The organism is Pseudomonas sp. GL-B-26 (assembly GCF_019947405.1).
GTDB lineage: Bacteria > Pseudomonadota > Gammaproteobacteria > Pseudomonadales > Pseudomonadaceae > Aquipseudomonas.
Genome location: NZ_JAGYGJ010000001.1, coordinates 139867 through 153079, shown reverse-complemented (window position 1 = coordinate 153079; position 13213 = coordinate 139867). Strand labels below are relative to the sequence as shown.

The 13213-nt window shown below is 60.6% G+C and carries 14 protein-coding genes and 1 pseudogene; 10 read left to right on the top strand and 5 right to left on the bottom strand.

Annotation, left to right across the window (positions count from 1 at the left end):
* Window positions 1-183, bottom strand: coding sequence for an LPS translocon maturation chaperone LptM (gene lptM, locus KGB23_RS00745; protein ID WP_223429531.1), 183 nt, complete (start codon window positions 181-183; stop codon window positions 1-3).
* Between the two features lie 239 nt (window positions 184-422).
* On the opposite strand from lptM, the gene cyaY reads away from it, so the two are divergent.
* The 3 genes from cyaY to rnk all read left to right on the top strand — a co-directional run bounded on the left by cyaY (window position 423) and on the right by rnk (window position 1521).
* On the top strand, window positions 423-755 hold the full coding sequence (cyaY, locus tag KGB23_RS00740) for an iron donor protein CyaY (RefSeq protein ID WP_223429530.1): 333 nt from the start codon (window positions 423-425) through the stop codon (window positions 753-755).
* Between the two features lie 4 nt (window positions 756-759).
* Entirely contained in the window at window positions 760-984 is a 225-nt protein-coding gene (locus tag KGB23_RS00735; protein WP_150657861.1) for a DUF1289 domain-containing protein, read from the top strand.
* Window positions 985-1110: 126 nt separating this feature from the next.
* The gene (gene rnk, locus KGB23_RS00730; protein WP_046045088.1) at window positions 1111-1521 is read left to right on the top strand and encodes a nucleoside diphosphate kinase regulator; all 411 of its coding nucleotides are present in this window, start codon (window positions 1111-1113) and stop codon (window positions 1519-1521) included.
* Window positions 1522-1526: 5 nt separating this feature from the next.
* On the opposite strand, the gene KGB23_RS00725 is transcribed toward rnk, so the two are convergent.
* The 3 genes from KGB23_RS00725 to KGB23_RS00715 form a co-directional block, all read right to left on the bottom strand.
* A complete protein-coding gene (locus KGB23_RS00725) occupies window positions 1527-4373 on the bottom strand; it encodes a class I adenylate cyclase (RefSeq protein ID WP_223429529.1) in 2847 nt (948 codons plus the stop codon).
* Between the two features lie 205 nt (window positions 4374-4578).
* Complete coding sequence (locus KGB23_RS00720) at window positions 4579-4824, bottom strand: TIGR02647 family protein (protein WP_008150272.1); 246 nt, start codon at window positions 4822-4824, stop codon at window positions 4579-4581.
* Between the two features lie 215 nt (window positions 4825-5039).
* Entirely contained in the window at window positions 5040-5336 is a 297-nt protein-coding gene (locus tag KGB23_RS00715) for a hypothetical protein (RefSeq protein ID WP_046045090.1), read from the bottom strand.
* Between the two features lie 124 nt (window positions 5337-5460).
* Between KGB23_RS00715 and KGB23_RS00710 the strand changes: the two genes are divergently transcribed.
* Window positions 5461-6120: a glutathione S-transferase family protein gene (locus tag KGB23_RS00710; protein ID WP_223429528.1), complete on the top strand. Its 660-nt coding sequence runs from the start codon at window positions 5461-5463 to the stop codon at window positions 6118-6120.
* A gap of 116 nt (window positions 6121-6236) precedes the next feature.
* Here KGB23_RS00710 and argH read toward each other — a convergent pair whose 3' ends face one another.
* Window positions 6237-7631: an argininosuccinate lyase gene (gene argH / locus KGB23_RS00705; RefSeq protein WP_010465079.1), complete on the bottom strand. Its 1395-nt coding sequence runs from the start codon at window positions 7629-7631 to the stop codon at window positions 6237-6239.
* A gap of 143 nt (window positions 7632-7774) precedes the next feature.
* Between argH and KGB23_RS30300 the strand changes: the two are divergent.
* The 6 genes and pseudogenes from KGB23_RS30300 to KGB23_RS00675 all read left to right on the top strand — a co-directional run.
* Window positions 7775-8094 (top strand): annotated as a pseudogene (locus KGB23_RS30300) (sensor histidine kinase); the annotation flags it as partial.
* Window positions 8091-8837, top strand: a complete 747-nt coding sequence (locus KGB23_RS00695; protein ID WP_046045093.1) for a LytR/AlgR family response regulator transcription factor — start codon at window positions 8091-8093, stop codon at window positions 8835-8837. The pseudogene KGB23_RS30300 and the gene KGB23_RS00695, both read left to right, overlap by 4 nt.
* A gap of 138 nt (window positions 8838-8975) precedes the next feature.
* Window positions 8976-9917: a hydroxymethylbilane synthase gene (gene hemC, locus KGB23_RS00690; protein WP_056738742.1), complete on the top strand. Its 942-nt coding sequence runs from the start codon at window positions 8976-8978 to the stop codon at window positions 9915-9917.
* On the top strand, window positions 9914-10681 hold the full coding sequence (locus KGB23_RS00685) for a uroporphyrinogen-III synthase (protein ID WP_223429527.1): 768 nt from the start codon (window positions 9914-9916) through the stop codon (window positions 10679-10681). The genes hemC and KGB23_RS00685 overlap by 4 nt, the downstream gene beginning before the upstream one ends.
* Before the next feature lie 16 nt (window positions 10682-10697).
* Complete coding sequence (locus KGB23_RS00680; RefSeq protein ID WP_223429526.1) at window positions 10698-11852, top strand: uroporphyrinogen-III C-methyltransferase; 1155 nt, start codon at window positions 10698-10700, stop codon at window positions 11850-11852.
* Window positions 11849-13087 (top strand): heme biosynthesis protein HemY, encoded by a 1239-nt coding sequence (locus KGB23_RS00675; RefSeq protein ID WP_223429525.1) that lies wholly within the window; start codon window positions 11849-11851, stop codon window positions 13085-13087. The genes KGB23_RS00680 and KGB23_RS00675 overlap by 4 nt, the downstream gene beginning before the upstream one ends.
* Window positions 13088-13213 lie beyond the last annotated feature (126 nt).

Here is a 13213-nt window from a genome sequence, read left to right as displayed (position 1 = left end):
TTATTGGTAGACGTCGTGCTTGTGTGCTTTCGACGGAGATTGCTGTGACGACTTGGCCTGCTCGGCAGGATCCTGGCTGTCATCGGGCAGGTACAGCGGGCCTTTTTGACCACAGGCCGATAATAAGCTGACAAAAGCGACGAGCGAAGCGAGCGCAGCAAGGGAAGAGATCAGGCGCTTCATGGCGAAATCCTTGAAAATGCATTAATTGCGCCGGAGTATACCGGCCACCCGGCAGCTTGCCTATGCGACGGGGCTCCCGTCCGGCGGGGCTTGGACCGTAGCGCGGTAACTTGTCCTGCGCCGTACGTGGATATTTCGTAACGCTATCGGGCCCTTGGTCGTTATCCTTTGCAATCACCGGGGCTCGGCCGTATCTTGCGGCGCTTGAGCGTGAGTAGACACTTTTTGAGGTTCCCGCAATGAGTTTGACTGAAGCCCGTTTCCACGACCTGGTCGATGCCACCCAGCAGACGCTGGAAGATATTTTTGACGAGTGTGACCTGGATATCGATCTGGAGAGCTCGGCCGGTGTGCTCACCGTCAAGTTCGAAAACGGCAGCCAGTTGATCTTCAGCCGTCAGGAACCGCTGCGGCAGCTGTGGCTGGCGGCCGTGTCCGGCGGGTTCCACTTCGATTACGACGAAGAGAGCAAGCGCTGGATGTGTGACAAGAGCGACGAACAACTCGGCGAGATGCTCGAGCGCATCGTCAAGCAGCAGGCTGACGTCGAACTCGATTTCGAAGGCCTGTGAGATCGTGACCCAGCCTGTGCCCGTTCGTCCGCCCAAACCGCTCTACAGCAATGTCAGCCCGGCGGTGGCTTCGCCGTGCAGCGGCGTGTGTCGGCTGGATGAGCAGAAGGTCTGCCTTGGGTGTTTTCGCCATGTCGAAGACATCCGCGAATGGCGCTCGGCCGATGACGATCGGCGGCGGGTTATCTGCGCCCAGGCTACACAGCGCAAACAGGTCGACGGGGCCTGACTTGTATATTTATTGAGCTGTGATAGTGTCGAGAAACGCCTCAACCCATCGAGGCTCGTGAAAACCCCGCCTTTTTCTGGCGGGGTTTTGCTTTTTCTGTGCAGAAGAAAGGAGTCTGCCCAAATCATGACCGCACCTTCAATCACCCTTACCCGTCTGGACGTGCAACGTCTGGAGCGCCTGATCGACAGCCTGGATGACACGCTGCCGGGCGTTATCGCGCTGCAAACCGAGCTGGACCGCGCCGATACCCTGGTCGGTCACGATGAAGTACCCGCCGATGTCGTGACCATGAATTCCCGCGTACATTGCCGCGAAGAAGGCAGCGGCAAGGACTATCACCTGACGCTGGTTTATCCGAAGGATGCCAATGCCGACGAAGGCAAGATTTCCATTCTGGCGCCAGTGGGCAGTGCCTTGCTCGGCCTCAAGGTGGGTCAGCACATCGACTGGCCGGCTCCAGGCGGCAAGACCCTCAAACTGACCTTGCTGGAAGTCGAATCGCAGCCGGCCGAGGGCGGCCACTTTCCGGAATAAACCCCTCAGACCTGCTCGAGCGCCTCGTTCAATGCGCGCTCCAGGTCAGCCTTGTAGCGCAAATACAAAATGCTTGAACTCTGACCATCACCGAGCAGGCCCGACAGGTCCAGGTCGGTGATGTAGCAGCGATAGCGTTCGGTTTCACGGCGCTGCTCGACGATTTCCCGGGCGACCACGCTGAACAGTTGGTCGCCATGTTCCAGCTCTGAAAATTCCCGCTGATTGCAATACAACGTGACCTGCACCTGTCCCGGTGCGGCTTTGCCGACAATCGCCTGCACGTCGTAGAACGGTTTGTTGACCGGGGTTTGCGGCGCTGGCCGAGCTTCGACCCGACGCGCCCGCACGGGGCCGGAGGGCAGCAGTTGGTAATACAAGGTGTCCAGGCTCAACGGCTGGGCGACGTCCATCGGCAGCAAGGCGTCGCGCCGGTACTGGATCGATTGCAGGAAACGTTGCAGCGGCACCAGCAGGCTTTGCTCGTCGTGGTAGGGCAAGCGCTGCTGCCACAGGGCATTGAATTCATCCAGCACGTACAGGTCGGCGTGGTATTCGTTGATCCGGTAGAACACCTGAATGCAATCGGGCTGGCCCATCGGCAGGACCAGCGCCAGGTCGTGGTCTTCCAGTGCCATCGGGTCCAGGTGCAGTGGGCTGTAGCTTGGCCGCTCTTCGCCCAGGTAATCGACCAGCGCCGGCAGCGTGGCGAGGGCGACATGATTGACTTGGCCGGGCACCAGCTCCAGCACGTGGTAGTGCTGCTGGACCTGAATCAGGTAGCGATGATTGAGTTTGCTTAACAGCAGGTTCTGCGCGGTGTCGAGGATCTCTTCGACCCGCCGGGCAATAAACTGCGCACGGTTGTGGCAGAAGCACCGAACCCGCAACGTGGGTTGTTGTAGCCCGCCGGGCAGGTTGTTGAGGTAATCACGCACGCAGTCGAGCAGCGCGTGAGGGCCGTCGAAGCGGTTGACCAGCACTTCGTTCCAACTATTGAGCGTGACCTGATCCAGGGTCAGCACCAGGTTTTCCCGGACGCCGGCGTAACTGAGGGAATCGGTGCGCTCGGTGGTCATCAGGATGTTCAGGTCGCGGTGGTGCTTGAGTGGATCGACGCCGACGTTCACCAGAATCAGCACTTCGCTCGGCTCGCTGGCGCGCAGCAACGGTTCTTCGGCGACGGTCGTCAGCGGCAGGACGATGCTCTGTTGCAGGCTGCCGAGCAGGTTGAACAGCTCGAACTCGCTCAAATCGCTGCTGCCAGGATGCAAGGCCAGGCGAGTGCTGCTGTCGATCACGCCATTGCGGTGACACCAGGTCAGCAGTTCCAGCAATTGGCGGCTGCGCTTGATCGGTGCGAAATGCTCCCATTCGAGGGCCGTCAGGCTGCCGTTGTACAAACCCCACTGAGTTTGACCCGATTCTTTTTTGTTCGGCGCATGCACCAGCGTGAGGGTATCTTCGGCCAGATCCGGGGCGATGCCAGGGTTGATGAACTCGACCTTGTCGGCCTTGCGCTCGAAAGCCGCGTACAGCCGTCGACCCAGCACGTTGAGGTCGCGCTTGTTGATCAGGCTGGCGGTCTGTTCGTTGCGGGCGAACTGGGTCAGGAAGCGGTAGCTGTAATTGAGTTCGTTGACCAAGGCCCTTCGTTCAGAGCCGACCTGACGGACTTTCCACTGGCTGCGGCTGTCGAGGAGGGCCAGTTGACGATGGTCCCACTGCCATTCGTGGGCCAGGCGTTTGAGCAACGAACGCTGCCAGCTCTGAGTGCGACTGCTGCTGCCGGTGAGTTTGCGATTGACCTTCAGGTACAACGCCCGGCGTACCAGCTCCAGCCGTTCCGGCTCGCCACGGGCGGTCAGGTATTCCTCGATGCGCCGGTAGACCACGACGTACGGGTCCAGCTCATCAAGGTCGAGCCGATTGGCAAACACCGCTTGCTTGAAGCGCAGGCTCAGGCAATGAACCTTGGGGTGTTCGCTGGCATAGACCTCGGTCAGCAGAAGTTTGAGTACCGATTTGTACGGCGACTCGATGCCCTTGAACAACTGCCAGAGTCCGGCGCCGATGTATTCGCCAGGCGGGATATAGGCCAGATGCCCCAGGTCCAGGGTTTCGTCGGCACGGATGAAGCGCTTGGACATCAGCGTGTGGGTGTAACGGTCGTAGCTCGCTTCTTCGTAGACCGGCACCAGCCACCAGATGGGCGTGCGTCCGGCCAGCCAGATCGCGGTGCGATAAAACTCGTCCAGTAGCAGATAGTGCTGGGTGGTGCCGCAGTCTTCCGAGCTCAGTTGCGCATCACGTTCACCGCGTACGAAACGGGTCGGGTCGATCAGGAAGAAATGCGCCTCGGCGCCTTGGCTGGCAGCCCAGACTTCGAGGAGCTGGCATTTTTTGCGCAGTTCAGCGAGCTCGCTTTCGCTCAAGTCCGGCCCGTGACAGACCCACACGTCCATGTCGCTTTGGTCGGCCTGGGCGAGGGTGCCGAGGCTGCCCATCAGGAACAAGCCGTGAATTGGTCGCGGCGGATTGCTGCCATGGCGGGGCTTATAGGAAAACGAGCGGGTCAGGCGCTGGGCTTCGGCGAGGGTGTTGGCGTCGGGTTCGTAATCCGACAGCCCGGCTGGCGTGCTGCCCGAAACGTACCCCGGCAACAGCGGATGATTGACGTGGAAAAACAGCGGCAACAGGGTCAGTACCGCTTGCTGGCGGGTCGACAACCCTTCCATGGCGCGGGCCATACGGCCTTCATTGAGCTTCAGAAAACGTGCGCGCAGTTGGCTGAGAACCTTGCGGTCGATTCCCTCGTCCAGATCGGGGCGGATTTCATGGTGGCGGGTCATGTCAGCTCAAACCGGCTCGCGGGGTTCAGACGTGGGTGTCTGCGGATGAGGGCAGTTTAGCGCCTCGGCTCCAGGACTTTTAAGCTGATTTTGTTTTTCTGGCGTCAGATTTTTATCGCGGGGCGACGGCAGGCAACAGGGCAAGTAACGAAATGTGCCCGCGGAAATCCCGTAGCAGGGGTTTCCGTGGGCGCTGCGGTAATGCTCAGGCAGTTTCCCGGACGTTGAGAATGGTCAGAACGGTTTGCACATTTTGCGCGGCGTCACGGCCCAGGCTGGTCAGATAACCGCCATCGGGCTGAGTGATCAGTTCTTTGTCGAACAGGCGTTGGGCGGCGGCAATGGCTTTCGGGGCAGCGGTTTGATGAATTTTCAAACCTTCCTGGGAACTGTCCAGGTTGAAGAGTGCGAGGATTTCCAGTTCGGCAACCAACTCAGGGGTAAGCGACATAAGGACTCCAGACTTTCTAGGAATTGGACGACAGCGTCCCTAAGGTGATCCCACTCGGGCGGCATGTCCAGTGCTCGCGACAGGGTTTTTTCGCCTTGGGAAGCATTCCCCGGTGGGTGGTGCGGCAGCGGGGTGGATACAGTGTAGTCAGGGTCTGAGAAACGGTTGTCTGAAATGAAAAAGATCGCAACCTTCAACAGGTGCGATCTTTGATTTTATTTCTTTTCCGGCGGCAACTCTGGCAATGCACGCAACGCAGCTTCGTACCATTCGGTGTTGAACGCGCGGTCTTCTTCCAGGATCGCGTCGATTTCCACCGCCAGAACGTGGGCCATCAGATTGAGGATTTCTTCACGCTCGTAACCCACCAATGTCAGCTTGTTGAAGGTCGCCTTGGCGGCTGGCGGGTTGTCGCTTTCGATCTGGTTTTCGATGGCTTCGACCAGGGTGTTTTCGGCGAACTCTTCTTCGTCGATGTCGTCGTTGTTGATGCCGGGGGTTGGCTCGCTCATGGCAGGCTCCTCAAGTTAAGGCGGCCAGTTTACCTGCATTCAGCGCTGTGATGCTGCTGGCAAGAAACGTCGCGGCGTTCTATAAAAGGCACCAGCCAACCCCGCACGGCCTGGAGGCTATGTGATGCTCAAGCTTTATGGATTTTCCGTCAGCAACTACTACAACATGGTCAAGCTGGCGTTGCTCGAGAAGGGACTGCCGTTAGAAGAGGTGCTGTTTTACCCGGGGCCGAGCGCCGAGGCGTTAGCCATCAGCCCGCGCGGGAAGGTGCCGGTGCTGGGCGTCGAACAGGGTTTCGTCAACGAAACCAGCGTGATTCTCGAATACCTCGAGCACAGCCAGAAAGGCACGCGGCTGTTGCCGAGCGATCCCTTTGAGCGGGCGCAGGTCCTGGCACTGGCCAAGGAAATCGAGCTGTACATCGAATTGCCGGGGCGAGCCTGCTACGGCGAAGCATTTTTCGGCATGACGGTGCCGGATGCGATCAAGGACAAGACCAAAGCCGAGTTGCTGCTGGGGTTTGCCTCACTGGGCAGGCACGGCAAGTTCGCCCCTTATGTGGCAGGCGACAGCCTGAGCATTGCGGATTTGTATTTCCTCTACAGCGTGCCGCTGGCCTGTGCGGTGGCGCAGAAGCTGTTTGACCTGGATTTGCTGGCCGAGATGCCGGCGGCCAAGGCGCTGCTGGAGCGTCTGGGGCAGAATCCGAATGTGCAGCGGATTGCAAAGGACAAGGAAGCGGCGATGCCAGCGTTTTTGGCGATGGTCGCGTCCAAGAAGTAGATTTTTGGGGCGCCTTAAACCGCTTTCGCGAGCAAGCCCGCTCCCACAGGGGGAACGCATTCCAAATGTGGGAGCGGGCTTGCTCCGGGCGGCGTTCCGACGAAGCTTTTGGCGGTTTAGCGGCTGGCGAGCAATGCCTGACCGCGAGCCACAGCCTTCTTGACCTGTGCCGGCGCAGTCCCGCCGATATGGTCACGGGCATTCACCGAGCCTTCCAGGGTCAGCACGGCAAACACGTCCTGGTCGATCTGGTCGCTGAACTTGCGCAGTTCTTCCAGGCTCATTTCCGCCAGGTCTTTACCGCTTTCCACGCCGTACTTCACGGCATGGCCAACGATTTCGTGGCAGTCACGGAACGGCAGACCGCGGCGAACCAGGTAGTCGGCCAGGTCGGTGGCGGTGGAGAAACCGCGCAGGGCTGCTTCACGCATCATCGCGTGCTTGGGTTTGATCGCCGGGATCATGTCGGCAAAGGCCCGCAGCGAGTCGCGCAACGTGTCGGCGGCGTCGAACAGCGGCTCTTTGTCTTCCTGGTTGTCCTTGTTGTAGGCCAGTGGCTGGCCTTTCATCAGGGTCAGCAGGCCCATCAGCGCGCCGAATACGCGGCCGGTCTTGCCACGCACCAGCTCTGGAACGTCCGGGTTTTTCTTTTGCGGCATGATCGAGCTGCCGGTGCAGAAACGGTCCGGGAGATCGATGAACTGGAACTGCGCGCTGGTCCACAGCACCAGCTCTTCGGAGAAGCGCGACAAGTGCATCATCGCGATGCTCGCGGCCGAGCAGAACTCGATGGCGAAGTCACGATCGGACACGTTGTCCAGTGAGTTACCACCAACAGCGTCGAAGCCCAACAGTTGGGCGGTGAATTCGCGGTCGATCGGGTAGGTGGTGCCCGCCAGTGCGGCGCTGCCCAGTGGCATGCGGTTGGTACGTTTGCGGCAGTCGACCAGGCGCTCGTAGTCGCGGCTGAGCATTTCGAACCAGGCCAGCATGTGGTGCCCGAAGGTCACCGGCTGCGCGGTTTGCAGGTGAGTGAAGCCCGGCATGATGCTGCCGGCTTCGCGTTCGGCCTGCTCCAGCAAGCCTTTTTGCAGGCGGGTGATTTCGCTCAGGATCAGGTCGATCTCGTCACGCAGCCACAGGCGGATGTCGGTGGCGACCTGGTCATTACGGCTGCGACCGGTGTGCAGCTTTTTACCGGTGACGCCGATGCGGTCGGTCAGACGCGCCTCGATGTTCATGTGCACGTCTTCGAGGTCGATGCGCCAGTCGAACTGGCCGGCCTCGATTTCACCCTGGATGGTCTTCAGGCCATCGGTGATGCTGTCGCGCTCGGCATCGGTCAGCACGCCGACCTTGGCCAGCATTGTGGCGTGAGCGATCGAGCCCATGATGTCGTGGCGATACAGGCGCTGGTCGAAAGTGACGGAGGCGGTGAAGCGGGCGACGAAGGCGTCGACGGGTTCACTGAAGCGGCCGCCCCAGGACTGATTGGTCTTGTCAGTGCTCATGAATTCGCTCGTGTCGGCTGAAGAAAGATGGCGTAGAAAGCTGTCGCGGATAATAACAGGGTTGCCAATCCTGTCGCTGACACTGGTCGATACGTTTTTTTCTCAGGCGGCGGTCCATACTCGAATCAACGCCGAGGGGATTCGCGCAACGATATTTTTCAATTGAGCAATATCGTGCCGGCAACCGTCTACAGTTGGACAGTAGGATCAGCGCACTTCCAGACGCTGCAGCTGACTATAAGAAGAGGGGGTGTTCATATTGTGTATCAACAAACCCTACGGCGATGCCTCGCCAACGCGGGCCTGGGCCGCCAAACGCACGACAGATAAAAATTTAGCCGTCGGTCGGGCGGCACTTTTTGGCCCTCGCGCTAGTCTTAGCGTGGATCGCGGTGACGGACGTCACTTCACCTGTCTACGCTATCCTTGTGCGAGACTCACGCAGGAATCCAGCGCAATATGAATGTCCTGATCGTTGATGACGAACCCCTTGCCCGCGAGCGCCTGAGCCGAATGGTTGGCGAACTCGAGGGATACAGTGTCCTGGAGCCTAGCGCCACGAACGGCGATGAGGCGTTGGCTCTGATCGACAGCCACAAACCCGATATCGTGCTGCTCGATATCGGCATGCCGGGCCTCGATGGCCTGCAAGTGGCTGCACGATTGTGCGAACGCGAAACCCCGCCCGCCGTGGTGTTTTGCACAGGGCCCGATGAATTTGCCGTGGAAGCCTTACAGGCCAGCGCCGTAGGCTATCTGGTGAAACCTGTGCGTACAGAACAATTGCATGAAGCGTTGAAAAAAGCCGAGCGGCCCAATCGCGTCCAGCTCGCGGCCCTGACCCGTCCCGCCGCCGAAAGTGGCAGCGGCCCGCGCAGCCACATCAGCGCCCGTACCCGTAAAGGTATCGAATTGATCCCGTTGGGACAGGTGGTCTACTTCATTGCGGATCACAAATACGTGACCTTGCGCCACGAAGGCGGCGAAGTGCTGCTGGATGAGCCACTCAAGGCCCTTGAAGATGAATTTGGCGATCGCTTCGTGCGAATCCACCGCAACGCGCTGGTCGCCCGCGAACGCATCGAACGCCTGCAACGCACGCCTCTGGGGCATTTTCAGCTGTTCCTCAAAGGCTTGAACGGCGACGCCCTGATCGTCAGCCGACGGCATGTGGCCGGCGTGCGCAAAATGATGCAGCAGCTTTAATTCGCCGCTCACAGGCGTATTTCACACCCGATTGCCGGACATCCGGGGCCAGGGAGGCCAGGCAATACCTGATACAAGTCAAAGTGGATTTGGCTGAGCTGTTATTATCCGCCGTATCTATTCAGTACGGATTGATCCATGTCCTCTCGCGAAATCCGCATCGCCACCCGTAAAAGTGCACTCGCCCTGTGGCAGGCCGAATACGTCAAAGCCCGTCTGGAAGAGGCCCATCCGGGTCTGCTCGTGACGTTGGTGCCCATGGTCAGTCGCGGTGACAAGTTGCTCGACTCGCCACTGTCGAAAATCGGCGGCAAGGGCCTGTTCGTCAAAGAACTGGAAACCGCGCTGCTGGAAAACGAAGCCGACATCGCCGTGCACTCGATGAAAGACGTGCCGATGGACTTTCCTGAAGGCCTCGGTCTGTTTTGCATCTGCGAGCGAGAAGACCCGCGTGATGCCTTCGTTTCCAACACCTACGCCAGCCTGGACGAATTGCCGCAAGGCAGCATCGTCGGCACCTCCAGCCTGCGCCGTCAGGCCCAGTTGCTGACCCGTCGTCCGGACCTGGAGATTCGCTTCCTGCGCGGCAACGTCAACACGCGCCTGGCCAAGCTCGATGCCGGCGAATATGACGCCATTATCCTCGCTGCTGCCGGCCTGATTCGTCTCGGCTTTGAAGATCGGATTACCTCGGCCATCAGTGTCGACGACAGTCTGCCGGCCGGTGGCCAAGGCGCGGTGGGCATCGAATGCCGCAGCGTCGACAGCGAAATTCACGCGCTGTTGGCACCGCTGCATCACCAGGACACTGCGATCCGCGTGACCGCCGAACGTGCTCTCAACAAACATTTGAATGGCGGCTGCCAAGTGCCCATCGCCTGCTATGCGGTGCTTGAAGGCGAGCAGATCTGGTTGCGTGGTCTTGTCGGTGATCCGAACGGCGGTCTGCTGCTCAGCGCCGAGGCTCGTGCGCCACGCAGCGACGCCGAGGCCCTGGGCGTGCAAGTGGCTGAAGACCTGCTGAGTCAAGGCGCCAACGACATTCTGAAAGCAGTCTACGGCGAGGCAGGTCACGAGTGACGGGCTGGCGCCTGCTGCTGACGCGTCCCGCGGATGAGTCGGCGGCGCTGAGCAGTTTTTTGACCGAAAAGGGGATTTTCAGCAGCAGTTTGCCGCTTTTGGAGATCGAGCCGATTCCTGCCTCTGACACAATGCGCGAGGTGATTCTGGGGCTGGATCGCTACTGCGCGGTGATCGTGGTCAGTAAACCGGCCGCCAGAATTGCCGTGGATCTGCTCGACCGGTATCGGCCGCAACCCCCTCGTTTGAAGTGGTTCAGCGTGGGCGCAGCCACCGCGCAGATCCTCGAGGATCGCGGGTTGGACATCAGCTTCCCGGTGGATGGCGATGACAGCGAAGCCTTGCTTGAACTTCCTCAGTTGCGCGAGGCAATCGCGCGGCCCGGTCCACGCGTGCTGATCATGCGCGGGGAGGGCGGGCGCGAGTTGCTGGCTGAGCGTTTGCGCGAGCTTGGTGCTAGTGTCGAGTATCTGGAGTTGTACCGCCGCGACCTGCCGCACTACCCGCCGGCAGCGCTGCCTGACCTGATCGAGGCGGAACGCTTGAACGGGCTGGTGGTCAGCAGTGGGCAGGGTTTTGAGCACCTGCATCAATTGGCCGGCGATGCCTGGCCGCAATTGGCGCGGTTGCCGTTGTTTGTTCCAAGCCCCAGGGTCGCCGAGCTGGCACGTGCCGCCGGGGCCCAAACAGTTGTGGATTGTCGTGGCGCCAGTGCCGCGGCTTTGCTGACGGCGTTACGGGAGCATCCCGGACCCGTTCTCTAATGCAAAGGATGGATACGTGAGCGAAACAGCCTTGCCTAAAGATGACGTCCAGCCAGTGCTCGATGCACCGGTTGAAGCACCGGTTGAAACCGGGCCACCTGCTGCAGTGCAGCGCCGAGGCAATGGGCTGGCAATCGTCGCGCTATTGCTGGGCGCCGCCGGTGTCGCCGTGGGCGGTTGGGGAGTCTGGCAGGTGCGTCACCTGCAAGCCAATACTCAACTGCAGTTGAGTCAGGTCCAGGCATTGAACGATCAGGCGCAGGACCTGAAGCTCAATGAACAACGCCTGACTGCTCGCCTGGAACAAATGCCTGCCGCCGCCGAGCTCGATGCACGCAGTCGTTTGGTTACTCAACTTCAAGGTGATCAGCAACGCTTGAATCAACGCCTCGAAACGGTTCTCGGCGCCAGTCGCAAGGATTGGCGTCTCGCCGAGGCCGAGCACCTGCTGCGTCTGGCCAGCCTGCGTCTTTCCGCGTTGCAGGACATCAGCAGTGCCCAGGCTTTGGTGCAGGGCGCCGATGAAATTCTGCGCGAACAGAACGACCCGGGCTCTTTTGCCGCTCGCGAGCAAGTGGCCAAAACGTTGGTGGCATTGCGTAGCACCCAACAGCCGGATCGCACCGGTCTGTTCCTGCGACTTGGGGCGCTGCGCGATCAGGTGATCAGCCTCACCGAGCTGGCGCCCGAGTACAAGGATCGTGGTGAATCCCTGCTGGGGCTCACCGCCGATGGCGACGGCGCCAGTCGCTGGGCGCAATGGTGGGATCAGGTCTCGCGCTACATCCGCATCGACTTTAATGCCGACAAGAATGTGCGTCCGTTGCTGGCCGGGCAGAGCCTGAGCCAGGTGCGCCTGGCTCTGAGCCTGGCGCTGGAGCAGGCGCAATGGGCCGCGCTCAATGGCCAGGCCGCGGTTTATACCCAGGCGCTGGCCGAGGCGCGGGACGTGCTCAAGGGCAACTTCAACCCGGACAACCCTCAGAGCAAAGTGATGCTTGAGCAGGTTGGCGAGTTGAGCAAGCAACCGGTCACCGTTGTCACGCCAGACCTGACCGGCACGCTGAGTGCGGTTCAGGGGTATCTGGAGCGGCGTAATGTCAACGCCGAGGACTCAATCAAACCGATGGCCAAACCTGCCGCGGACACCGCTCAGGAGGCAGCACCATGAAGCGCCTCTATGTGATCATGTTCCTGGTAATCGCCGCGGCTGCCGCGCTGGGGCTGGCGATTGCGGAGCATTCCGGTTACGTGCTGATCGCCTACAAAAGCTTTCGCTATGAGTCGAGCCTGTGGGCAACCCTGGCGTTGGTCGCCGTGCTCTGGCTGGTGTTCTGGGGCATCAAGGCGTTGATCGAATTGGTGACGACCTCCAGCGGCGTGGTCAATCCCTGGTCGCGGCGCAATCGCAGTCGCCGTGTGCAGGTGGCGATTGAACACGGTCAGCTGGATCTGGCCGAAGGTCGCTGGGCCAGTGCGCAGCGTCATCTGCATCGGGCAGCGGAAGCCGAGCGCCAGCCTTTGCTTTACTACCTCGGCGCTGCCCGGGCCGCGAACGAACAAGGTCAATACGAGGAAAGCGACAACCTGCTGGAGCGCGCTCTTGAGCGACAACCCCAGGCAGAGTTGGCGATTGCCCTTAGCCACGCGCAATTACAGACTGACCGCGGCGATACCGAAGGCGCCCTGGTGACCCTGCAAGCCATGCACGAGCGTCATCCTCGCAACGTCCAGACCTTGCGCCAGTTGCAGCGCTTGCACCAACAGCGGGGCGACTGGTCGGCGGTGATTCGTCTGCTGCCGGAGCTACGCAAGGACAAGGTCCTGCCGCCGGCCGAGCTGGCAGAACTTGAACGCCGGGCCTGGGGTGAGAACCTGTCCCTGGCGGCGCATCAGGAAGAAGACGGGACGGTAGGCTTGCAATCGCTCAATCGCGCCTGGCAGCAGTTGACCTCAGCTCAGCGTCAGGAGCCGCAACTGGTGCTCGCTTATGCCGAGCAACTTCGGCAATTGGGTGCTCAGGTCGAGGCCGAGGAGATCCTGCGAACGGCGCTCAAGCGCAACTACGACAGTCATCTGGCGCGCCTCTACGGACTCGTTCGCGGCAGTGATCCGGCACGTCAACTGCACACCGCCGAGGGCTGGCTCAAGGAGCATCCGGCCGACCCAAGCCTGTTGCTGACCTTGGGGCGCTTGTGTCTGCAAAGCAGCCTTTGGGGCAAGGCCCGGGACTATCTGGAGAGCAGCCTGCGAGTGCAGCGCAACCCGGAAGCCTGCGCGGAACTGGCGCGGCTGCTGGCGCAGCTGGGTGACACAGAGCGCAGCAATCAGTTGTTCCAGGAGGGCTTGGGCTTGTTGGACGAGCGCTTGCTGGCGGCACCGTTGCCGGTTCCTGTTCACGCTTGAAGAGTGGACGACGGGTCGCTTCGAAGGAGCGATCCCGTCGCCTGCAAACTGCCGGAATTTTACCTTTGTAGTCCGTCAACGGCAGAGTCCTACAGAGGACTACACCTAATCCTCTCGTTCCTGTCG

Excerpts from the sequence above, each read along its gene's own strand:
- cyaY (WP_223429530.1), top strand. The coding sequence starts at position 423 with ATGAGTTTGACTGAAGCCCGTTTCCACGACCTGGTCGATGCCACCCAG.
- hemC (WP_056738742.1), top strand. The coding sequence starts at position 8,976 with ATGTCCTCTCGCGAAATCCGCATCGCCACCCGTAAAAGTGCACTCGCC.
- lptM (WP_223429531.1), bottom strand. The coding sequence starts at position 183 with ATGAAGCGCCTGATCTCTTCCCTTGCTGCGCTCGCTTCGCTCGTCGCT.
- KGB23_RS00720 (WP_008150272.1), bottom strand. The coding sequence starts at position 4,824 with ATGTCGCTTACCCCTGAGTTGGTTGCCGAACTGGAAATCCTCGCACTC.
- KGB23_RS00710 (WP_223429528.1), top strand. The coding sequence starts at position 5,461 with ATGCTCAAGCTTTATGGATTTTCCGTCAGCAACTACTACAACATGGTC.
- KGB23_RS00725 (WP_223429529.1), bottom strand. The coding sequence starts at position 4,373 with ATGACCCGCCACCATGAAATCCGCCCCGATCTGGACGAGGGAATCGAC.
- argH (WP_010465079.1), bottom strand. The coding sequence starts at position 7,631 with ATGAGCACTGACAAGACCAATCAGTCCTGGGGCGGCCGCTTCAGTGAA.
- KGB23_RS00675 (WP_223429525.1), top strand. The coding sequence starts at position 11,849 with ATGAAGCGCCTCTATGTGATCATGTTCCTGGTAATCGCCGCGGCTGCC.
- KGB23_RS00715 (WP_046045090.1), bottom strand. The coding sequence starts at position 5,336 with ATGAGCGAGCCAACCCCCGGCATCAACAACGACGACATCGACGAAGAA.
- KGB23_RS00695 (WP_046045093.1), top strand. The coding sequence starts at position 8,091 with ATGAATGTCCTGATCGTTGATGACGAACCCCTTGCCCGCGAGCGCCTG.
- rnk (WP_046045088.1), top strand. The coding sequence starts at position 1,111 with ATGACCGCACCTTCAATCACCCTTACCCGTCTGGACGTGCAACGTCTG.